We start from the raw sequence: 19,423 nt of genomic DNA, 5'->3' as shown, positions 1-19,423 counted from the left end.
TTTTCCCTCATGTCAGAACATTCTCATCGCTTTCATGATTCCATCCGCGATAGCCTCAGGCTTTGGAGGGCATCCCGGGATTCTCACATCCACAGGGATGATCTTCTCAACCGGGCCCGCGATCGAGTAGTTCTCGTTGTCAACAAACACCCCGCCAGAACATCCGCAGGCCCCCATGGCAACCACCTTCTTCGGACTCGGAGTCTGGGCATAGATCCGTTCGAGAAACGGTTTTGTATGAAGGGGAACTGGGCCGGTAACCAGCAGGATATCGGCAAACCTTGGAGATGCAACCAGTTTTATCCCAAGTCGCTCAAGGTCATACCTTGGACCGAAACTGGCCAGTATCTCAAGGTCACACCCATTGCACCCCCCTGCATGTGCATGATACACCCAGGGTGATTTCTTGAGAAAGGTGCCTGAAAGACTCATATAAACTTCCTCGGGTGGGTGTTCCACTTCACGCTGTACTTCTGCCTACATGAGATGCATGCGGTCAGATACAACTCAAGATCCTTCCTGACGACGTCAGCGGTTTCAGGTTTGAGGTGGGAGAGCATCCGGTCTGCCATCACCTGCAGAAACTTCTCAGTGACCGGCATCTCCTCGCCACAGAACCTGCATTTCTGGAGGGAAAGGTTCGTGTCAACCGTGACGCTCTTTGTCTTCAGTTCATGCGAAAGGCTGATTGCTTGTGCATACCGAACAGATGCAGAGAGATCAAGATCATGATCATGCAGGCACTGTCTGCTCATATCTGAACCGGCGGCAGACTTTATCGTCCCTGCAGCACCGCTCATATCCTTTTCGTGATGGACGGTTCCAAAATAGAGGTCCAGGGCCCCTTCAGGGCAGACATCAGCACATCGTGCACAAAAGATGCATCTGAGACTGTCGATGGATACCGTTCTCATGCCATCATGATCAGTGATGCTTGTCGCACCGCTCGAACACCGCTCATTACAGGCGCCACATCCGGTGCATCTGAGTTCATCACGCCGGGGCAGTCCTCTGGACAGATATGCAATAAATCCGAATGATTCGCGGACGGTGACCGGTTTGTGAAACAAGTTTGAGACAAGGCTGCCAAAGGCCCTGATCTTCCCGGTTAACCTCATAGAACATACCTCCACATTGCTGCCCAGACAACTGCAAAGACTGATATGACGAGTGGCACCTTGAGCAGCCACCAGGTCGCCTGATCGATCCTGAACCTCCCAAACAGTGAGTGGACAAGACCGATCAGAACAGTGGTGAATCCGACACCTGCGAAGAAGACCAGCCAGGCTATGATCCCGGATGATGGTACCCACAGGAAGAGATCTGCAAACAGGGCGACCAGGACAAAGATCATCATCAGTTTCGTGACCTCGAGGGTACCAAGCAGTTTTCCGCTATACTCGGTGGTCAGCCCGCTCACAATCTCTGACTCTGCATCAGAGATGTCGAAGGGTTTTATGTGAAGTTTCACAAGGATCGAGAGGAAGACGACGATTGCCGCAAACGGATTTGTGACCAGATTAAACCCCATCATCTCACTGACTGAGAGGGTGTTGTACGAGATCGCTAATGCAAAGGTGCCAAGGATGAATGGGATCTCGTTGGTGAGCATCAGTTCGATCTCCCTGACCCCCCCGATCACAGCAAAGAGGGATCCGCTTGCGACTCCTCCGACGATGACACAGAGAATTTCGCCCATGAGGAGGTAAAAAAGAACCACCAGGCCGAACGAGTAGTCAAACGAGATGCCGGCTATCGGTACAAAGAAGGTTGCAAGCACTGCACATACAAGCGCCATGACCGGCCCCATGATGAAGAACGGGCTAGCCTTCTCAGGAATAAAGGTACTTTTTGAGAAGAGTTTGAGGATATCGTAGAGAGGCTGGAGGATTTTTGTCCTGTTGATATCACGCCAGGCCGGAGGAACCCTTATCACCGGACCCCTGCGTGACTGGATCCGTGCATTGAGTTTTCGCAGCAGGAATGAGAGGAAAATGCCAGTACAAAGGGCTATTACCGGGTTAATCCAGAAGATACCGGTCATGATCCCCTGCCACCAGAAACAGGATTCTGGTTTACTGTTGTGACCCGGTCAGTGCATGAGAAACAGGGATCGACGCTGCCAATAATCACGGGCACATCTCCTATCGCACTTCCCCTGATCAGATTGAGCATTATTCTGACATTCGGGAATGTGGGAACCCTCAGACGGACAAAGTCCGGAGTGTTTGTACCGTTTGATGCAACATGATACAGGAGTTCACCCCTCGGCGGTTCTGTTCTCGAAAATCCCTCACCACACGGGAGCTCATTTACCTGGGTAATCAACTCTGACGGGGCAGATCTGATAACATCGCAGCACTGCTCACAGATGTGCAGGGACATGAGAACCTCCCGCATCCGAACCTGCATCCGTGCAAAACAGTCACCCCCGCTCTCTGTAACCATATCCCAGTCAACATCCTCATACGCTGCATAGGGCAGGTTTTTCCGGATATCCACCCTAAGCCCGCTTCCCCTGGCTATCGGACCGACTGCACCGATTTTTTTTGCCACTTCCTGCGTTAGAATACCGGTTTTGTGAAGCCTGCCGGTGAACACGTCGTTTGCCAGGCACTGCTCAAAGTACTCAGGCACCTCTTTCTTCAGGTTATTCAACTTTGAGAGGATGACATCGGTGTGGACAGGGGTCACATCGTTCCTGATGCCTCCGAAGGTGATGATACCATGGCTGATCCGCTGACCTGACATGATCTCGAGGCTGTCAAGGATGTCTTCACGGATCCTGATCGCATGCATCAGCATGGTTCGAAATCCGGTCAGATCTCCCATCAGCCCGATAGCAAGAATGTGGCTCTTCATCCGTTCCATCTCCCCGAGGAGTGTCCGCGTATAGAGCGCCTTCTTTGGAACAGTGATGTCTCCGATCTCCTCGACCGCCTGGGCAAAGTTCAGAGAGTGATGAACGTTGCAGAACCCGCAGATCCGCTCTGCAAGAAAGAGATCTTTGTAGTAATCACGCCTCTCCATGAGTTTGATGACGCTCCGGTGATTAAACCCGAGTTTCAGATCTACTTCCCTGACGACCTCGTCCTCAACCGACATCTTCAGGTAATTGCTCTCTATCAGAGCAGGATGATACGGTCCGTACGGGACCACTGAAAGGTGCTTGCTGAAGATGTTATCATGAGGGGGATGGGCCGGTGGGCTGGTGTTGATCCGCTCACTCTGATTATCACCCTGTGGATGCGAACTGGAGTACATATCCTCCCAGTTCAGGGGAAGCCATAGATGCCTGGGATCCGGATGGTTCTTCACCTGAACACCCAGAAACTCGATCATCTCCCGCTCAGCCCAGTCTGCCTGGGTTGTTATCGGAGTCACAGACTCGATGATCGGTTTTTTGCGATTTATAAAGGTCCTGAGTGCCAGGTTCCGGCCTGGTACCTCCTCATCGAAGGTGAAGTAGTAGTCTATCCTGATTCCGGGAACACCCATGTCGACCCCGGAGGCATACATCATCCTGGCCCCCTGGTTGAGGAGTTGTGTAACTTCAGTGCCGACTTCATCAACACTGATCTCGGTGACCTCAAGTGAGGGCTTTCGCTCACTCATCATGTACACTCCCGAATGGCGACTCAAGTGTGTAAATCTCGTCCTGATTCAGATAGATCTCGCTTGCCCCGCAGTTGAAGTTCTCATCCACGTTCCTGTATTCCGGGATCAGGGTGGGGATGATCACCGAGAAGAAGACATAGAACGATACCAGCGAGGCGAGCTCTGCAAACAGGAAGAGCAGCATCGGTGATCCATTCTGTTCAGGCAGAAATATCGCACCGATAACACTGATCACAAGAATGAACATCGAGACGACAAAGTATGGTTTCATCTTCTGTCACTCTCCCACTTTTCGATGATCGAGTCAACCGGTGCTGTCCGCAGGTACCGCATACCAAATTCATCAGGGCTGATCCCGAGGGAAAGAGCTAGGAGTTCTGCGAGATGGATGATCGGGAGATCAAACTCATACCCGATCTCTTTCTTGAGGATCTGGACTGCCCGTTCAAACTGATCGTAGCAGCCCGAACAGACGATCACCAGGGCATCGACATTGAGTGCTTTCAGAGCGTCAAACTTCTTTTTTGCACGCTCATAGGTTGCAAACTGCCGGTCTGCCAGGTTTGCCTGCAATCCGCAGCACATCTGCTCCTCCTCATATGGAACAACTTCATCGACAAGTGCCCCGGTCAATTCAGTAAAATACCTGACAAGCCGCCCATCCTCAAATATCCTCATGTGACAACCCGGGTGAAGAGCGACACGTATCGGGACCTTCCTGGTCTCCTGCCTGATGCGATCAACCCCTACCTCTTCATACAGGACCTCAAGAAGGTGCCTGACCCTGATTGAGGCGTTGTAGTGGTTATGGGCCTCTGCCAGGTACCCGTTCACCTCTTTCAGTTTTTCAGGGTTCTCTTTGAGGAGTTTGTTCGCCTCGTACAGGGTGACATAGCAGCCGTTGCACGAGGCCATGACATCACGCCCGTCACCTTCTGCCTGGAGCAGATTGTATGATGCCAGGGTGAGCCAGACCCGTTCGTCCACCGATATCCAGACACCTGCCCTCGGGCAGCAGGTCGCCTTCCTGAGATACTCAAGGTCGACTCCGAACCGGGGGAGTGTCTGCATGATCGAAGACTCGGCCCACGGCATCTTAACCGGCATCACACACCCTAAGAAGAACGAGTACCGGGGTTTTGTCGCTGATGCAGTCCCTTCTGGTACGTTCGGAAGATCTGCCATTTAATATTGGTACTCCATGGTATCGAGATCGAGTCCGATCTTCTTGTCCACCTTCATGGCCCTTATCAGGGTCTGGATGTCCTGAACAGCCTCCGGGTACCCATGAGCAGTAGGGGGGACAGGGGAAAGTCCTGATCTCTGCCTGACCTCCATGACCTCATCGTTGATAGGGTAGAGAAGCCCGATAGAGAAGTGCCTTATCAGCTGTGTCTTCACGGTTGTGGGAATCGGGACCTTGACCGGGCGTCGCCAGGGAAATATATCAGTCATCTCTTTCTCCTCCTGATATCACCGGTTACCTTCACGGGACACCAGTTGTATCGCCTTGGCTGAACAGACCTTGATACAACTCGGATCACCGCCGCAGAGATCGCATTTTGTCATCGCTTTCAGACCCCGCTGCATCTGGGGAACTGATATCGGACATGCCCAGGTGCATGATTTACACCCGATACACCGCATCTTATCGACAGTTACAATTCCTGTCTGCAGATCCTTGGAGATCGCACTGACCGGACAGGCAGCAAGGCACATAGGATCAGAGCAGTGGTGACAGTGAATCCTCACAAACTCGTTATCCGGACCGCGAATCACCCTGCAGAGTGAGAGGTCATAATTGTACGTATTAAAATTCCTGAATGAGCAGGCAGTCATACACTGCCTGCATCCGGTACATCGGTCAGGATTGTGGAGAATTATCTTTGTATTCATTGGAGCGGGATCGAGATCCGGTGTTTTTAAGTGAACACTCTCCATAGCAATCAGAATTACTGAGCAAAGTTCTGAATCAATATACCTGTCTGATGATCAGAAGTGATTGATCATCTGACTACAAGTATATAACTTCTTTCAGTATTGGGCCAGAGAAGAGAAAACTGTTTTCATCCGCGATTTTCCCGAAGGATCCTGATTCACATGGTGAACGAGGGAATGGAAATAAAAAAGTTAGATGTAGAGTGCTGCAAGAACCAGGGAGGTGGTTGCAAGCAGTTTTACCAGCACGTGAAGGGAAGGACCGGCAGTATCCTTGAACGGATCACCAACGGTGTCTCCGACGATTGCTGCCTTGTGGGCCTCGGTTCCTTTTCCACCGTATGCGCCACTCTCAATGTACTTCTTCACGTTGTCCCATGCTCCTCCACCATTGTTGAGAACCAGAGCCATAAGCAGACCGGTGATGGTTCCGACCATCAGGAATGCGGCCATGGCCTCGTACTTGAGAAGGATACCGATACAGATCGGGAAGAGAACTGCCAGTAATCCCGGCAGGATCATGTTCTTGAGGGCACCGCGGGTAGTGATATCCACACACCGGGCATAGTCCGGCTTGTCAATTCCCTCCAGAATCTTCTTTTCCTTAAACTGCCTGCGGACTTCTTCAATTACGTACTGTGCAGTCAGCGAAACACCGCGTATTGCAAATGAGGCAAAGAGGAAGACCAGCATAGCACCAAGGAGCCCACCGACAAATACATCCACCTTTGCCATGTTGACTACAGAGAAGGCGTGACCGGTAAGGGTTGAGACTTCGGTCATGTAGGCGCTGAAGAGCAGGAATGCAGAGAGGGCTGCACTGCCGACTGCGTAACCCTTAGTCAGAGCCTTGGTGGTGTTTCCTGCAGAGTCAAGCTTTGCGACATTGCGCTGAGCATTTTCTGAGGATTCACTCATCTCAACAATACCGCCGGCATTGTCAACAATGGGGCCGAATGTATCCATGGCCAGCACGTACGCACATGGTGCAAGCATTCCCATGGTAGCAATGGCAGTTCCGTAAAGACCACCAGACTGGACACCTGACATCTCACCTAATCTGAATGAGATGAGCAGGGCCAGACCGATAGATATTGAGGCTAATGCGGTTGTTTCAAAGGCAACATTCATGCCAGAGATGATATTCATCGCTGGTCCACCGGTTGAAGCCTTTGCGATCTCCTGAACAGGTCTGAAGCGGTGATCTGTGTAATAGAGGGTGATATTCAGGAAGACGATGGACAGAGCAAGCCCTACCAATCCTGCGTAGAAGAACCAGATATTGTTCAGCAGATACATCACAGCGAAATAGAAGAATATCGCTGAAACGATAGCAGTAATATAATACCCCTTGTTCAGAGCATGCATCGGGTCTTCATGCTGGGCATCTTTCTCAGTGACTGAGAAGATACCGATGACCGTTGCAATAAGACCGAGCGCTCCGATGATGAGCGGGAAGAGAATGCCTGCTATTCCAAATACCGGGAACAGGGCAACACCAAGGATCATTGCACCGATGTTCTCAGCAGAGGTTGACTCAAAGAGGTCAGCACCACGGCCTGCACAATCTCCAACGTTGTCACCGACAAGGTCAGCAATTACTGCCGGGTTTCGTGGGTCATCCTCAGGAATTCCTGCTTCAAACTTACCGACGAGGTCTGCACCAACATCAGCTGCTTTGGTGTAGATTCCACCACCAAGCTGGGCGAAGAGTGCAATGAATGATGCACCAAACCCGAACCCAACGATGAGGAACGGGGTTTCCTGTGGGTTTGCACCAAAGAGGGTGAAAATTACAGAGATACCAATCAGTGAGAGAGCAATGATTGTAAGCCCTGAAACTGCCCCACCACGAAGTGCCACAACGAGTGACCGGGCCGGGTTCTTCTCTGCTGCTGCTGCAGATACCAGGTTTGTTCTCACAGAGGTGAACATCCCGATAATTCCGGAAAGTGCACTCAGAAACGCACCCAGAATAAATGATGCAGCAGTGTGCAATGCCTGATCTGGTTTCCCTACAAGCGTGAAAACCACAAAAATTATGACTGCCACAATAATTGCGATAATTGCAATAGTCGTATACTGTCGCTTCACGAAGGCATGTGCACCTTCGCTGATAGCAGCAGCGACCTCCTGCATCTTGACGCTGCCTTTATCAGCAGACTTGATCTGGCGGACAAAGAAGGCTGCCACACCAAGAGCAAGAACTGCGATCACAAAAATAAAAGGGATGATTAGCATAGTTCATACTCAAGTCATTATAGTTCGTTATAAATTCTGCTCATACAGAATTGCCTGGTTACGTCCAGTAAAGGCTTTTTTTCAGTAAACTAGGCTTGACCGTTCGATTTATTTTCCCGGGGCACGCAAAACGATCTCCCTGATTATATCCTTTCTCGTGCGCTGAGAGGTCCGGGCCCCATAAATAAAAACGTATCTCAGCTCTTTTCAGTCGCAACTCCGTACTGATTTCAGACCGCCCGGTTTTATGAACGATCTCCAGCGAATCATTAGGAATCTATTAATAATATCAGGATACATCCCCTTCAGATAGATATGACAGCAGAAGAGATGCTCAAAGAGGCATCAGGGCAGCTCAGGGAGATCATCACGGCCCGAAACGTCATGGGTGAGGCTGTTGATCTCGGTAACCGGATGATCATCCCGGTTACCAAGTTTGGAATAGCATTCGGGGCTGGAGGAGGCTTCGGAAGCAAGGAAAACGGAAACGGTGTGGGAGCAGGAGGAGGTATCGAACCGGTGGCTGTTATCATCACTGACAAGACCATCAGCGGTGTTGAGGGGATCCAGATCGTCTCCCTCAAGAACAACAACCCGATCGCCCAGGTGATCACATCACTCAGCGAAACTCTGGTTCCCCAGGTGATCGATCTCATCAAAAAGAAAGAGAAACCTGAAGCACCAGCACAACAGGAACCAGAGACCTCATCGTAACCTGCCATGCCTGATCTGATCGCAAGTCTCCTTGTGACAACCTCTCTTCTCTTTTTTTTGGGTGGTGCATCAGTTCTGATCTACCGTACTCCCATCATCATCACATTCAGCGGAGTGTGGAAGGAGAATGTCAGATCAGGATCCGCCTGCATCAGGTGGGGACCATGTGCCATCTGCGTAAGCCCGGGTACTGGCGGGCTGGAGGCAGTAATCAGGATCAGGGGGTCCGATCTCTACCGATTACCGCTGCAGAGTACCCAGGGAAGCGAAAAGGATCAGGCTGAACCAGCTCCGGTCTCCTCGGAGGAAACTGAACCAAAGAAGGATCTCCAAAGACTACTCTCATTCATACCCCTGATACAAAAGATCATACCACTCTTTTTTACCTATGTCAGAGTTGAGAGAGTAACCGGAACAGTCAGGTTCGGGGCCGGAGATCCGGTGACAACCGCTCTTGTGTACGGGTATTACCATGCACTCACACCACTCTGTAGAATCTTCAGTACTGCTGTCCTAATCCCAATCTTTGATCAGCTGATGTTTGAGGCTGATCTCACCGGGGGTTTCAGGATAGTATGCCCGGCCGGTCTGATCATCAGATCAATACGGAAAATATTCCCTGATATCCTTCCGATGCTTACTATTCGGATGCCCACTTTCGTAAAAATGGGTGGAACCTGTGGATGAGCATCTCGTCCTCTTCACAACACCAGGAGCAAGCGGCGATAGAAGAATCTATCCGGTTGTCAGGCTGTCAGGCCTGACTGTTCAGGAGAGCGGGTGGTTCTCGTCCGAACCTGTTGCCCTACTCATCGAAGAGAACGGCGAATGGTACTTTTCCGCACTGGAAGAGGGATTTTCGGAGGATTTTCTGCTCCGGGCAGAGCCGATATAAAAAAGGGAATCCCGGAACAAGGCCAGTGTGCCGGGGTTAATCCCTGGAAAGGGCAGTCTGATTGCTTGTATTATTCGGGACAACAATCACCGAGGAGGTGGTGTTGACCATCATGCTGCTCGGGAACGGGCTCATTGCAATTGTAGGCCCTGTGATACTGATCACGCCCTCGCGATACCAGTCATTGTTTGACGGACTGCTGTCGTAGACCACACCGGCAGGGTCCACATCCATAAGAATACCGTACTCTCCCGGAGGGGTCGTGGTCGGAACGGTCACCGATCGGGTGGTAGTTGCCTGCCCTCCGGACGGGATTGACTCGATCTCCCAGGTTCCCAGGAGCAGGGGCTCTGAAAACTTCATGCTCCGGTTGGTTAAGTAGAAGTCAACCGAAAACCTGCCTGCATCAGCACCCCCGTTATTACCTACCGCTGCAATCAGTCTGATCGTCTCTCCGGGAGCTGCCTGGCGGGGAGTGATTACCCCGAGACCAACCAGATCGGCAGGTTTTCCTGACGACCTGGTTGCATCAGAAATTCTGATGGTCTTGCCTGACGATGTCTTCTTGTCAGTGCCCATGACCTCTCGGACGAAGGTATACACTCCGTCCGCGAGGTTCATCGGGAGCAGATAGGTGTTCGCACTCGAGTATTCACCATTTGCAGATATCGGGGTAAGATCCGCTGTTCCGATCTGCACAGGAGTTGCATTCTGTTCTGACTCGTTCACAAGGTAATACGTGACCTTCTCAGACCCTGATGAACTGTCACCCTTGTTCTTCAGTACCTCGATGATCGTGACCGAACCACCGGGGTACCCGGTATCAGTCACGATCAACCCTTCAGTCGAGACGTTCACGGCTCCTGTCACAAGTCCGGTAGTAACCAAGAGCAGGCCCAGTACTACCACCGCAGCACATCCGACACCAGTACCCATACGTCAAGATTGGTGACCGGCGAATATAACCTTTCCAGAGTTTTAACCGGTTTGTAAACCAACATCCCTCTGAGTCTCATGTATACACTGGTCCTCATACGGCATGGTGAGAGTTTATGGAACCGGGAAAACCGGTTTACCGGCTGGAAAGATATCGACCTCTCCCCACAGGGATTGGAAGAAGCCCACTCAGCAGGCCGGATGCTGAAAGAGCAGGGATATACCTTTGATATCGCCTGGACATCGGTTTTGAAACGGGCAATACGGACGCTCTGGACAATTCAGGATGAGATGGATCTCATGTGGATCCCTGTTGTGAGATCCTGGCGCCTGAACGAACGTCACTACGGTGCACTCACCGGGCTTGACAAGGCAGAGACCGCGGCACAGTACGGAGAAGAGCAGGTTCATATCTGGCGCCGGAGTTATGACATCAGACCGCCGGCGTTTGCTCCAGGGGACGAGGCAAACCCGGGATATGATCGGCGGTACGGTGAGCTGACCCGTGACCAGGTACCCCTGACCGAATGTCTGAAAGACACGGTTGCAAGGTTTCTCCCGCTCTGGGAGGCAGAGATTGCACCCACAATAACGTCAGGCAGGAGGGTTCTCATTGCAGCACACGGCAACAGCCTGCGGGCACTTATCAAGCATCTTGACCAGGTTTCTGATGACGAAATCACCGGCATGAATGTCCCGACCGGGATACCCCTCGTATACGAGCTTGATGCAGATCTGAAACCACTGAAGCACTACTACCTCGGCGACGAGGAGACAGTGAAGGCAGCCATGGATGCTGTGAAAAATCAGGGAAAAGCGAAGTAATCTCTTCTTTTTTTGAATGTCATCCTCCAGGTAAGCGAAATCCTGGAGATCCCGGTTTTTATGTTCCAGTGGAAATGAAGGGGTCACGCGCCAGAATAAGAGGGGATAATCCCATCCAGAAAAAGATGATGAAGCCGGAGATCTCCCCCAATTTCCGGATGAAATGCCAGGACCATATGTTTCCCTGATTTCAGCCCGACGGTTCCCTGGGGGAGGGTGGCAATAGGCTTCACATCCGGGCCTGCCCTCTCAACAACAGGAGCCCTGATAAAAACCGCATGAAATGGTGATGATATTCCTGCCACAGAGATATCTGCCTCGAACGATTCACGTTGTCTGCCAAAGGCATTACGATTGACCACCGTATCAACGATCCCAAGAGGGACGAACCTGGACTCGTCTCTCACTTCGCGGGCCGTGATCACCATTCCGGCACAGGTTGCGAATATACCGCCTGAAAAGTTTTTGATCTTCTCACGCATGCTATTCTGATCGATGAGCCGCATAAAGGTGGTGGACTCGCCACCAGGTATGGCAAGTGCGATCAGGTCTTCCATATCAGCCGGCAGTCTGACCTCAACCACAGGGATGTTGAGCCCACGTTCGGAGACCACCAGCTCAAATGCCTGAATGTGCTCGCTTACATCGCCCTGGAGGGCAAGAACACCGATCTTACCATCCACGGGAAGCAAGCCTCTCTTCAGGAGGAAGAGTGTGCACCTCTATCCCCCGCATTGCCTCTCCAAGACCCCGGGATACTTCTGCGATGATCTCAGGCTCATTGAAGTGGTTGACCGCCTCAACGATCGCCTTCGCCATCTTTGCCGGGTTTTGGGACTTGAAGATACCTGATCCCACGAAGACGCCGTCACTACCGATCTGCATCATCAGGGCAGCATCTGCAGGCGTTGCAATACCGCCGGCCGAGAAGTTGACAACCGGAAGACGCTGGCGCTTGGCAGTCTCTATCAGAAGATCTGCCGGTGCTTCGAGTTCGCGTGCCCTTCTGATCAGTTCGGTCTCTTCCAGACCTTTCAGTCTGCGAATTTCACCAAGGATCGTGCGGTTGTGCCTGACCGCCTCGACAACATTACCGGTTCCTGCCTCTCCCTTGGTCCTGATCATGGCTGCTCCTTCGTTGATTCGGCGGAGTGCCTCACCAAGATCGCGTGCACCGCAGACAAAGGGGACTGTAAACTGTTTCTTATCGATATGGAACTCTTCATCAGCAGGGGTGAGGACCTCGGACTCGTCGATCATATCGACACCAAGTGCCTGCAGGACCTGTGCCTCGACGAAGTGACCAATTCTGGCTTTAGCCATCACCGGGATAGAGACCGTCTCGATGATCTCCTTAATCATACTTGGATCTGACATCCGGGCCACACCGCCTGCTGATCTGATATCTGCCGGAACCCGTTCGAGGGCCATGACCGCGACCGCCCCCGCATCTTCGGCGATTCCGGCCTGTTCAGCGTTCACCACATCCATAATTACACCGCCCTTCTGCATGGATGCGAATCCGCGCTTGATCAGTTCAGTGCCGTACCGAAGCTCTTCGAGTTTCATTCCTTATATATTGGGCAGAAGATTCCATAAAACTGATGCAGTTGCGGCAACTATTGCGAAGAGCAGGGTTACTCCCCTGACAGACCTGATGATTTCTGAACCAGCGGACCTGAGCGGTTGTTCTGGATCGCCAATCCGATACTTTCCCGGTTTTTCAAACATCACTCCTGTTCCACCTGCAATCAGCGACATCGGAATTCCACCGTTGAAACCGGGACGAAGTCTGCGATCACGCCTGAAGATCTTAATCGCAGGACCTGATCTCCCTCTGCAGAAGAAGTACACGATGAGCAGCAGCCCGGTTATTCGTGCCGGGATGAATGAGAGGATGTCATCCATGCGGGCCGGGAACCATCCGATACGGACTCGTTCATCGGTGTATCCGAGCATCGCATCCATGGTGTTTGCTGCCCGGTAGCAGGCTGCTCCTGGTAGCCCGAAGATCACAAAATAAAAGAGTGGGGCGATGATGCTGTCATTCAGGTTCTCTGCAACCGACTCGTACGCAGCAGAGAGGATCTGCTCATCGGTAAGGGTACTGGTATCACGGGAGACAAGCATCTGCACCTTCTCTCTCCCCACATCTGGGCTCGTTGCAGCTGCCACCGCTGCAGCATGCTCCTCGAGCGATCTGAGGGCAAAGCAACTCTTGAGCAGAAACGGCCCTGCAACAAGCATCATATACCACGGTGCGAACTCGGAGAAGAGGAGGAAAGGAGCGGTAAAGATGACGACTGTAAAAAACCAGAAGATTACTCCTACTAAACGCTGCAGGGCAGGATGCCACCGTGACGGCTGACCCCACCAAGCGATGAAGCTCCCGATCATCGCAACCGGATGAAACCGGGAGTGGGGATCCCCGAAGGCCTGATCCACGACCAGGGAGAGGATCAGGACCAGCGGGGAGAAAATCATACAATATCAGATATTCTGGGGGAGGAGGTTTGGAATACCCTCCTCTATCGGGTATGTTACCGAGCATGCGTGGCAGATGAGAGAGCCGGTGAGGATCTCCACCTCGTTCTCTTCTTTCACAACCAGTTCCAGGTCTCCTTTGCAGACCGGACAGCAGAGGATGTCATAGAGTTCGCGCTTCATGCGAGCTCATCCCTGAGGTCTATGATCTGGCTCATCTCGGGGCCGGTTGAGATAAGAGTTACCGGAGAGCGGGTATCTTCTTCAACCTGTTTCAGGAAATCCTTCACCGGTTTTGAGAGCTGGGAGTACTCGGTAGCGCCAAAGCAGGAACTATCGATGTGATCGACACCGGTGATGGCTACCTGGGTACAGCCGTTGATCATGGATGCATACCGGGCCATCTTCCCGTCCCAGTTACCAATACGTCGTTCACGTCCGGTGACGGTTCCAAACTCCTGGATCCCGAGATCATGGGCCTGGTTACTTGACATCTCGGTACTGAACGGACCTTCTCCAACGCGGGTCGGAAAAGCCTTGAAGACCACGATCACATCATCAATCCGGGTCGGGCCGACTCCGTTGTCTGCAGCCATCTGGGATGCCGAGGTATCCTTTGAGGTCACGAACGGGTAGGATCCATAGTAGAGTGAGATTCCAAATCCCTGCGTTCCTTCAAGTACAACATTCTCACCCGCATCAAGGGCAGTGTTGATCTCAGTAGGAACATCGGTGAGATACGGTTTCAGTTCTGGGAGGTCCCGTGCGAGCTTTGCAACCCGCATGGCCCTGTCCCGGTTTGCCGGGCCGCAACCGGTGCCGGTTGATCCGACTTTCTTGGAGAGGTGAGCATTGCTCTTATCCTCCTCAATATGGTTGGTATCAATAATGGCACACCGCTCGTCAATGAAGATCCGATCTTTTACATCAAGAACCTCAACCTCATGGGCAAACACCCGGGGATCCACAAGGACGCCGGTTCCGATCATGAGCCTGGCATCAGGGAAGACAAATCCTGACGGACACATCCGCACGCCGAACTTCTTCTCACCCACCATAACGGTATGTCCGGCATTAGGGCCGACGCCACCCCGCGAAATAATAGTAGGTTTATCTTTGTGAGCGACGTGGGAGACGATCTTCCCCTTCCCTTCGTCACCAAAGTTGCCGCCCACGATGATGGTACAACTCATCCAACAGGATAGGTAAGAGACGATACGACATATACCCTCCCTTCTGTTGATCAGGTATCCTTCTGAACAGGAAATCGAATTGAGATTTGGAAAAAAGATCAGAGTTTCTGGATAAATTCACCCATCCGGGTGATAGCCTCAGAGAGATCGTTGCGGGAGACAGCGTAGGCACACCGTACATGGCCTTCGCCTGCAGTGCCAAACACGCTGCCAGGCACCACGGCAACTCCGGCCTCAGTGATCAGCCGTTCTGCAAACTCCTGATCAGACAGGCCGGTCTGTTCCACTGACGGGAAGGCGTAAAATGCCCCCTCCGGAAGATGACACGGAAGCCCAATCCGGTTGAGGCCGTCCACGAAGAGGTTGCGACGCATGTGGTACTCCCTGACCATCTGCTCCATCGGCTCCTGCCCGTGCCGTAAGGCTTCGATCGCTCCGTACTGTGCCATCGTGGGGGCAGATAGCATGATGTACTGGTGAATCTTCAGGGCTGCTGCCGTGATCTCTTTCGGAGCACACAAGTACCCAAGGCGCCAGCCGGTCATCGCAAATGCCTTCGAGAAGCCTGATAGGGTGACAGTCCGTTCCCAGAGCCCATCAACAGACGCTACAGCACAGTGCTTTCCCTCATACGTGAGCTCAGCGTACACCTCATCTGAGAGGATAAGGAGGTCGTGGTCAATCGCAACATCGGCGATACCTTTGATATCCTCTCTCCTCATCACCGCACCGGAAGGGTTGTTCGGGAAGTTCAGGATGAGTACCTTTGACTTGGGGGTGATATTCTCCATGAGCAGATCAGGGGTGAGCCTGAAGTGATCCTTTTCAAGGCAGGGCATGAGAACAGGCCTGCCCCCGGCGAGGGTTATGCAGGGGCCATAGGAGACGTAGATCGGATCAACAACGAGGGCTTCGTCGCCAGGATCGATAACCGCCCTGATCGCGATATCAAGAGCTTCCGAGACCCCGGTTGTGACGATCATCTCAGAGAGCGGGTTGTATGAGATCTGGTACCGGTTGTTCAGAAAAGAGGCAAGCTCCCTGCGAAGAGATTCGAGACCGGTGTTCGAGGTGTATGAGGTGTGACCCTGTTCAATCGAGGTGATCGCTGCCTCGCAGATATGCCACGGAGTGGTGTAATCAGGTTCACCAACGCCGAGCGAGATCACATCCTCCATCTGGCCGGCGAGATCAAAGAACCGCCTGATACCTGACGGAGGAATGGCTTTTGCCCGCTCAGATACAAAATCCCTCATCAACAGCTCCTAAAAGGAGAAGGGAAGCCGTTTCCCCTCTTCCCGTTCCATGTACAGAACACCGTTCTCTTTGTAAGTCTTCATGATGAGGTGGGTTGCCGTCTCCCTGATCCGGTCCATCGGTGCTATCTGTTCTGATACAAAACGGGCGATCTCCTGCATGGTCTTTCCGGCAACCAGAAGTTCCAGATCATGCGAACCGGTCCTGAGCCGAAGATTTCTTACATTTGAGAATCGGGCGATCCTCTCGGCGATCTGATCATATCCGCGTTCACGTTCAGGGGCAACCTTCAGCTCGATGATAGCAAACACAAGGCCTTCCTCGACTGCCTCCCAGTTGATAACCGCTGAGTAGCGGCGGATGATACCTGCCTCTTCGAGTGCTTTTTTGCGTGAAATGATCTCATCATCGCTGCATTCAAGCATGACCGCAAGATCATGCACCGGAGTTGTACAATTCTCTTCCAGAAGTGAAAGGAGTGTCCTGTCTTTGTCATCCATAAGTGTCACCGTAGCATGGTTACGAGGAGTTCTGCATCAATCTGTGCAAGACGACCGTCCTGCTCTTCCATGATGACCTCCCAAATTTTGTCCGTATTGGTGTCGAACCACATCTCCTTGGTTCTTCCATGTCTTCCCCGGTTTACCAGTCGGGTACTGATAACACCGAGCATATTGAGTTCTGACATAAGATCTGATATCCTGCGGATGGTCAGGACATCAATATCAAGTAACGGGGTTATTTCACGATATATTCTGGTGATCTCGCCTGAGATGAATATCTTCTGGCCGGCACGATGAAGCAGAAGCATGCAGTACAGGACGATCTTACTCTGGGTTGGCAGGGTACGGATGCACTCGACCATGCTGTCAGTTTCGATCTTGGCCTGAGCTTTCTTCACATGTTCGACACTGACTTTCTGCCCTCCTTCCCTGTCAGCAAGTTCTCCAGATATTCTTAAGAGATCGAGAGCCCGTCGGGCATCACCATGCTCCTGTGCAGCAAGGGCTGAACAGAGGGGGATCACCTCTTCGTCAAGTGCATTTTCGATGAAACCGATCGCAGCACGCTGTTGGAGGATGTCACAGAGCTGGGTTGCATTGTATGGAGGAAAGACCAGCTCTTCTTCCGACAGGGAAGAGAGGACTCTGGGGTCAAGGAAGGTTTTGAATCCAAGGTCATTTGATATCCCGATGATTGAGACCTTAGACCTGTCAAGGTCAGTGTTGATCCTGGTAAGGTTGTAGAGCGTGTCATCACCGCTCTTTTTTACAAGTTTGTCGATCTCATCAAGGATGATGATGAAGACACCTGCAACTGACTCAAGTTGATTCTTCAACTCGGCATAGACCTGATCAGTTGGCCACCCTGTCATCGGGATATGAGTCCTTAACCGATCGCTTGGAAAATCATCCTCTCCAAGGATGAGTTTGGCTATCTGAGCGAGAACTCGGTACTGGGTATCGATGACCTCACAGTTTAGATGTACAACGCGACAGACTGTTCCTCTTCTTGCACTGACCTGTTCCAGTTCTGTTCCAACATACCTGACAGAGGCAGTCTTTCCAGTCCCGGTCTTTCCATAGATGAGGATATTGGATGGAGTCTCCATCTGAAGAGAAGGGGCAAGTATTGCGGCTATCTGGTCTATCTGAGGTTTACGATGAGGAAGAATGTGAGGCCGGTATGAATGCCTGAGAACTTCCCGGTCCTTAAAAATACGGTTCTCAGCCAGGTACTTATCAAAAAGCCCCGATGAACCGGTTGTCTCTTCCGTCATTAGTTATCTTTCCTATCTTGGTTGGATGGATGTTCCATTAATACTATAGGAAGTATGAGCAAAGTCAGATTATGAGTTAATAGGACTGAATAAAGGATAATGGATGATTATAATGCATCTTACTTCCCTCATGTGGGTAGAATACCCCCACCCCTTCATTTCCACTGGAATTATTTTTGTAGACAGTTGGCAAATTCTGCGTTCTCTATAACTATACTTTAAAAAATCTCATTTTTTATTAAATTTTTAAAATTTGTGATCTTTTCTTGTACTAAAGCAAACTTATTTATGTTCCAATTTTGATATGGTACGTACTGAAAATCTATTGAAGTATAATTCTATCACCTCTGCTGAAAATTTCCACTCCAGTGGAAATGAAGGGGTGGGGGCTGTTTACCAGAAACGATGAACTTTCAACCAATACCTATCTCTTTTCTTTCTTCCTATGGTACATATGGATCCTTCACATGTGCAGGAAATTCCAATCTCTGCAGGAGTATTAGTAATATCAACATCGAGAACCGAAAAAGAAGATAAGAGTGGAGTTATTATCAGACATCTCCTGGATGAGAAGGGGATATCTGTTACATACACTGCTGTTATACCTGATCAGATCCAGGCAATCAGATCCGGAGTGATTAAGGCTCTCGAATCATGTAATTGTGTTCTCTTAACAGGAGGTACAGGAATCACAAAGGATGACTGTACCATCGAAGCTGTTGAACCACTGCTAGAAAAACACCTTGATGGATTTGGTGAATTATTCAGGATGAAGAGTTATGAAGAGGTTGGAACCCGAATGATCCTCTCCCGGGCTATTGCAGGAACTATTGGTACAAACCTAATCTTCTGCATCCCAGGATCACCAAATGCTGCTACTCTTGCAACCCGTGAAATAATCATTCCTGAGGTTAAGCACCTGCTGACCCATGTAAACAAGTGAACAGGTTTTCTATTCATTTTTTAGATTTTCTTTTTGAAGAGATTACGTTAACCGATCACCGATTAATATTCAGAAGAACTACCCGCTCAAGAACTAAATCACATATCCTTTTAATTCCAGTCACGTTAATTTCGGCATCAGTGATCCCAAACAGTTTTTGTAGACGTTGGATTTTTTTCTCCGGTAAAGCCTCCCAATCTTCCTCATCTACAAACTCCATAAAATCGCGTAGACCCTTTTCTCCTCTTTCAACAGGAGGAAGTATACATAGGTAACACTCATTTTCACCTGCTTGGATCCCGAATGTTCCAATCAATCCAGTCTGTCTTGTCCCAGCTGCATAGAGCAGGGCTTCAACCTCAATGCTCCGGGATATCGGTGAATATGAGTTGAAAGATCGAAAGGCAAACCTGATTGCAGCCTCAACATGTCTCTTTCCGACAACAGAATTCCGGTTAAAGCAGATGAAAGTGCACTGATTTTCTTTCCCCAGGTTACGAAGTTTCTTCAAAAATTCCTGATTATCTCCAACATGAAATCTTACCTGGTGGAGTTCAACCTGTATATTTTCATCTCCTGATGCTTTGAACACCTGTCTT

Annotated in this window: 24 protein-coding genes; 5 read left to right on the top strand and 19 right to left on the bottom strand. The window is 50.9% G+C overall.

Going from position 1 to position 19,423, the window contains the following annotated elements; translation table 11 throughout:
* Positions 1-12: 12 nt before the first annotated feature.
* The 9 genes from ACHZA2_RS07815 to ACHZA2_RS07775 form a co-directional block, all read right to left on the bottom strand.
* Complete coding sequence (locus tag ACHZA2_RS07815) at positions 13-432, bottom strand: NADH-quinone oxidoreductase subunit B family protein (RefSeq protein ID WP_319539336.1); 420 nt, start codon at positions 430-432, stop codon at positions 13-15.
* Positions 429-1,118: a 4Fe-4S dicluster domain-containing protein gene (locus tag ACHZA2_RS07810; protein WP_319579245.1), complete on the bottom strand. Its 690-nt coding sequence runs from the start codon at positions 1,116-1,118 to the stop codon at positions 429-431. Before ACHZA2_RS07810 ends, ACHZA2_RS07815 begins: the two co-directional genes overlap by 4 nt.
* Positions 1,115-2,044, bottom strand: coding sequence for a complex I subunit 1 family protein (locus ACHZA2_RS07805; RefSeq protein WP_319579244.1), 930 nt, complete (start codon positions 2,042-2,044; stop codon positions 1,115-1,117). The genes ACHZA2_RS07810 and ACHZA2_RS07805 overlap by 4 nt, the downstream gene beginning before the upstream one ends.
* On the bottom strand, positions 2,041-3,618 hold the full coding sequence (locus ACHZA2_RS07800) for an NADH-quinone oxidoreductase subunit C (RefSeq protein WP_319579243.1): 1,578 nt from the start codon (positions 3,616-3,618) through the stop codon (positions 2,041-2,043). Before ACHZA2_RS07800 ends, ACHZA2_RS07805 begins: the two co-directional genes overlap by 4 nt.
* Positions 3,608-3,889 (bottom strand): hypothetical protein, encoded by a 282-nt coding sequence (locus ACHZA2_RS07795; RefSeq protein ID WP_319539340.1) that lies wholly within the window; start codon positions 3,887-3,889, stop codon positions 3,608-3,610. Before ACHZA2_RS07795 ends, ACHZA2_RS07800 begins: the two co-directional genes overlap by 11 nt.
* Positions 3,886-4,803 (bottom strand): heterodisulfide reductase-related iron-sulfur binding cluster, encoded by a 918-nt coding sequence (locus ACHZA2_RS07790; protein ID WP_319579242.1) that lies wholly within the window; start codon positions 4,801-4,803, stop codon positions 3,886-3,888. The genes ACHZA2_RS07795 and ACHZA2_RS07790 overlap by 4 nt, the downstream gene beginning before the upstream one ends.
* A complete protein-coding gene (locus tag ACHZA2_RS07785; RefSeq protein WP_319539342.1) occupies positions 4,804-5,073 on the bottom strand; it encodes a hypothetical protein in 270 nt (89 codons plus the stop codon).
* Between the two features lie 18 nt (positions 5,074-5,091).
* The gene (locus ACHZA2_RS07780; protein ID WP_394698638.1) at positions 5,092-5,514 is read right to left on the bottom strand and encodes a 4Fe-4S dicluster domain-containing protein; all 423 of its coding nucleotides are present in this window, start codon (positions 5,512-5,514) and stop codon (positions 5,092-5,094) included.
* Positions 5,515-5,748: 234 nt separating this feature from the next.
* Entirely contained in the window at positions 5,749-7,797 is a 2,049-nt protein-coding gene (locus ACHZA2_RS07775) for a sodium-translocating pyrophosphatase (RefSeq protein WP_319539344.1), read from the bottom strand.
* Positions 7,798-8,112: 315 nt separating this feature from the next.
* Here ACHZA2_RS07775 and ACHZA2_RS07770 point away from each other — a divergent pair, with 315 nt between their 5' ends.
* From ACHZA2_RS07770 to ACHZA2_RS07760, 3 genes are read left to right on the top strand one after another with little or no spacing between them, the layout of a single operon-like run.
* A complete protein-coding gene (locus ACHZA2_RS07770; protein ID WP_319579240.1) occupies positions 8,113-8,511 on the top strand; it encodes a spore germination protein GerW family protein in 399 nt (132 codons plus the stop codon).
* A gap of 6 nt (positions 8,512-8,517) precedes the next feature.
* Positions 8,518-9,198, top strand: coding sequence for a hypothetical protein (locus ACHZA2_RS07765; protein ID WP_319579239.1), 681 nt, complete (start codon positions 8,518-8,520; stop codon positions 9,196-9,198).
* Positions 9,191-9,406, top strand: coding sequence for a hypothetical protein (locus ACHZA2_RS07760; RefSeq protein WP_319579238.1), 216 nt, complete (start codon positions 9,191-9,193; stop codon positions 9,404-9,406). Before ACHZA2_RS07765 ends, ACHZA2_RS07760 begins: the two co-directional genes overlap by 8 nt.
* 36 nt (positions 9,407-9,442) lie before the next feature.
* Here the strand turns inward: ACHZA2_RS07760 and ACHZA2_RS07755 are convergent, their stop codons facing one another.
* Positions 9,443-10,342: a CARDB domain-containing protein gene (locus tag ACHZA2_RS07755; protein ID WP_319579237.1), complete on the bottom strand. Its 900-nt coding sequence runs from the start codon at positions 10,340-10,342 to the stop codon at positions 9,443-9,445.
* Positions 10,343-10,420: 78 nt separating this feature from the next.
* Between ACHZA2_RS07755 and gpmA the strand changes: the two genes are divergently transcribed.
* The gene (gene gpmA, locus ACHZA2_RS07750) at positions 10,421-11,167 is read left to right on the top strand and encodes a 2,3-diphosphoglycerate-dependent phosphoglycerate mutase (RefSeq protein WP_319539349.1); all 747 of its coding nucleotides are present in this window, start codon (positions 10,421-10,423) and stop codon (positions 11,165-11,167) included.
* A gap of 83 nt (positions 11,168-11,250) precedes the next feature.
* Here the strand turns inward: gpmA and pdxT are convergent, their stop codons facing one another.
* The 8 genes from pdxT to ACHZA2_RS07710 form a co-directional block, all read right to left on the bottom strand.
* Positions 11,251-11,850 carry a pyridoxal 5'-phosphate synthase glutaminase subunit PdxT gene (gene pdxT / locus ACHZA2_RS07745; RefSeq protein ID WP_319579236.1) on the bottom strand — a complete coding sequence of 200 codons (600 nt, stop codon included), beginning with the start codon at positions 11,848-11,850 and terminating at the stop codon, positions 11,251-11,253.
* Positions 11,840-12,736, bottom strand: a complete 897-nt coding sequence (gene pdxS / locus ACHZA2_RS07740) for a pyridoxal 5'-phosphate synthase lyase subunit PdxS (RefSeq protein WP_319539351.1) — start codon at positions 12,734-12,736, stop codon at positions 11,840-11,842. The genes pdxT and pdxS overlap by 11 nt, the downstream gene beginning before the upstream one ends.
* 3 nt (positions 12,737-12,739) lie before the next feature.
* Positions 12,740-13,651, bottom strand: coding sequence for an adenosylcobinamide-phosphate synthase CbiB (cbiB, locus tag ACHZA2_RS07735; RefSeq protein WP_319579235.1), 912 nt, complete (start codon positions 13,649-13,651; stop codon positions 12,740-12,742).
* 6 nt (positions 13,652-13,657) lie between these two features.
* Positions 13,658-13,834 carry a methytransferase partner Trm112 gene (locus ACHZA2_RS07730; protein ID WP_319539353.1) on the bottom strand — a complete coding sequence of 59 codons (177 nt, stop codon included), beginning with the start codon at positions 13,832-13,834 and terminating at the stop codon, positions 13,658-13,660.
* On the bottom strand, positions 13,831-14,844 hold the full coding sequence (locus ACHZA2_RS07725; RefSeq protein WP_319579234.1) for an adenylosuccinate synthetase: 1,014 nt from the start codon (positions 14,842-14,844) through the stop codon (positions 13,831-13,833). The genes ACHZA2_RS07730 and ACHZA2_RS07725 overlap by 4 nt, the downstream gene beginning before the upstream one ends.
* Before the next feature lie 98 nt (positions 14,845-14,942).
* Positions 14,943-16,100, bottom strand: coding sequence for an aminotransferase class I/II-fold pyridoxal phosphate-dependent enzyme (locus ACHZA2_RS07720; RefSeq protein WP_319539355.1), 1,158 nt, complete (start codon positions 16,098-16,100; stop codon positions 14,943-14,945).
* 9 nt (positions 16,101-16,109) lie between these two features.
* On the bottom strand, positions 16,110-16,601 hold the full coding sequence (locus tag ACHZA2_RS07715; RefSeq protein ID WP_319579233.1) for an Lrp/AsnC family transcriptional regulator: 492 nt from the start codon (positions 16,599-16,601) through the stop codon (positions 16,110-16,112).
* 5 nt (positions 16,602-16,606) lie between these two features.
* Entirely contained in the window at positions 16,607-17,881 is a 1,275-nt protein-coding gene (locus ACHZA2_RS07710) for an ORC1-type DNA replication protein (protein ID WP_319539357.1), read from the bottom strand.
* A 454-nt stretch (positions 17,882-18,335) separates the two neighbouring features.
* Between ACHZA2_RS07710 and ACHZA2_RS07705 the strand changes: the two genes are divergently transcribed.
* On the top strand, positions 18,336-18,824 hold the full coding sequence (locus tag ACHZA2_RS07705) for a MogA/MoaB family molybdenum cofactor biosynthesis protein (protein WP_319579232.1): 489 nt from the start codon (positions 18,336-18,338) through the stop codon (positions 18,822-18,824).
* Positions 18,825-18,879: 55 nt separating this feature from the next.
* Here the strand turns inward: ACHZA2_RS07705 and cgi121 are convergent, their stop codons facing one another.
* The gene (gene cgi121, locus ACHZA2_RS07700; RefSeq protein ID WP_319579231.1) at positions 18,880-19,416 is read right to left on the bottom strand and encodes a KEOPS complex subunit Cgi121; all 537 of its coding nucleotides are present in this window, start codon (positions 19,414-19,416) and stop codon (positions 18,880-18,882) included.
* Positions 19,417-19,423: the final 7 nt, after the last annotated feature.

It is taken from the genome of uncultured Methanospirillum sp., assembly GCF_963668415.2.
In the GTDB taxonomy this organism is placed as follows: Archaea; Halobacteriota; Methanomicrobia; order Methanomicrobiales; family Methanospirillaceae; genus Methanospirillum.
Note: the sequence above shows the minus strand (reverse complement) of the source record. Positions and strands in the feature narration are given on the sequence as shown.

Excerpts from the sequence above, each read along its gene's own strand:
- ACHZA2_RS07765 (WP_319579239.1), top strand. The coding sequence starts at position 8,518 with ATGCCTGATCTGATCGCAAGTCTCCTTGTGACAACCTCTCTTCTCTTT.
- ACHZA2_RS07810 (WP_319579245.1), bottom strand. The coding sequence starts at position 1,118 with ATGAGGTTAACCGGGAAGATCAGGGCCTTTGGCAGCCTTGTCTCAAAC.
- ACHZA2_RS07805 (WP_319579244.1), bottom strand. The coding sequence starts at position 2,044 with ATGACCGGTATCTTCTGGATTAACCCGGTAATAGCCCTTTGTACTGGC.
- ACHZA2_RS07790 (WP_319579242.1), bottom strand. The coding sequence starts at position 4,803 with ATGGCAGATCTTCCGAACGTACCAGAAGGGACTGCATCAGCGACAAAA.
- ACHZA2_RS07730 (WP_319539353.1), bottom strand. The coding sequence starts at position 13,834 with ATGAAGCGCGAACTCTATGACATCCTCTGCTGTCCGGTCTGCAAAGGA.
- pdxS (WP_319539351.1), bottom strand. The coding sequence starts at position 12,736 with ATGAAACTCGAAGAGCTTCGGTACGGCACTGAACTGATCAAGCGCGGA.
- ACHZA2_RS07705 (WP_319579232.1), top strand. The coding sequence starts at position 18,336 with ATGGATCCTTCACATGTGCAGGAAATTCCAATCTCTGCAGGAGTATTA.
- ACHZA2_RS07795 (WP_319539340.1), bottom strand. The coding sequence starts at position 3,889 with ATGAAACCATACTTTGTCGTCTCGATGTTCATTCTTGTGATCAGTGTT.
- ACHZA2_RS07715 (WP_319579233.1), bottom strand. The coding sequence starts at position 16,601 with ATGGATGACAAAGACAGGACACTCCTTTCACTTCTGGAAGAGAATTGT.
- gpmA (WP_319539349.1), top strand. The coding sequence starts at position 10,421 with ATGTATACACTGGTCCTCATACGGCATGGTGAGAGTTTATGGAACCGG.
- ACHZA2_RS07800 (WP_319579243.1), bottom strand. The coding sequence starts at position 3,618 with ATGATGAGTGAGCGAAAGCCCTCACTTGAGGTCACCGAGATCAGTGTT.
- cbiB (WP_319579235.1), bottom strand. The coding sequence starts at position 13,651 with ATGATTTTCTCCCCGCTGGTCCTGATCCTCTCCCTGGTCGTGGATCAG.
- ACHZA2_RS07780 (WP_394698638.1), bottom strand. The coding sequence starts at position 5,514 with ATGAATACAAAGATAATTCTCCACAATCCTGACCGATGTACCGGATGC.
- ACHZA2_RS07755 (WP_319579237.1), bottom strand. The coding sequence starts at position 10,342 with ATGGGTACTGGTGTCGGATGTGCTGCGGTGGTAGTACTGGGCCTGCTC.
- ACHZA2_RS07710 (WP_319539357.1), bottom strand. The coding sequence starts at position 17,881 with ATGACGGAAGAGACAACCGGTTCATCGGGGCTTTTTGATAAGTACCTG.
- ACHZA2_RS07775 (WP_319539344.1), bottom strand. The coding sequence starts at position 7,797 with ATGCTAATCATCCCTTTTATTTTTGTGATCGCAGTTCTTGCTCTTGGT.
- ACHZA2_RS07785 (WP_319539342.1), bottom strand. The coding sequence starts at position 5,073 with ATGACTGATATATTTCCCTGGCGACGCCCGGTCAAGGTCCCGATTCCC.
- ACHZA2_RS07725 (WP_319579234.1), bottom strand. The coding sequence starts at position 14,844 with ATGAGTTGTACCATCATCGTGGGCGGCAACTTTGGTGACGAAGGGAAG.
- ACHZA2_RS07720 (WP_319539355.1), bottom strand. The coding sequence starts at position 16,100 with ATGAGGGATTTTGTATCTGAGCGGGCAAAAGCCATTCCTCCGTCAGGT.
- ACHZA2_RS07770 (WP_319579240.1), top strand. The coding sequence starts at position 8,113 with ATGACAGCAGAAGAGATGCTCAAAGAGGCATCAGGGCAGCTCAGGGAG.
- ACHZA2_RS07815 (WP_319539336.1), bottom strand. The coding sequence starts at position 432 with ATGAGTCTTTCAGGCACCTTTCTCAAGAAATCACCCTGGGTGTATCAT.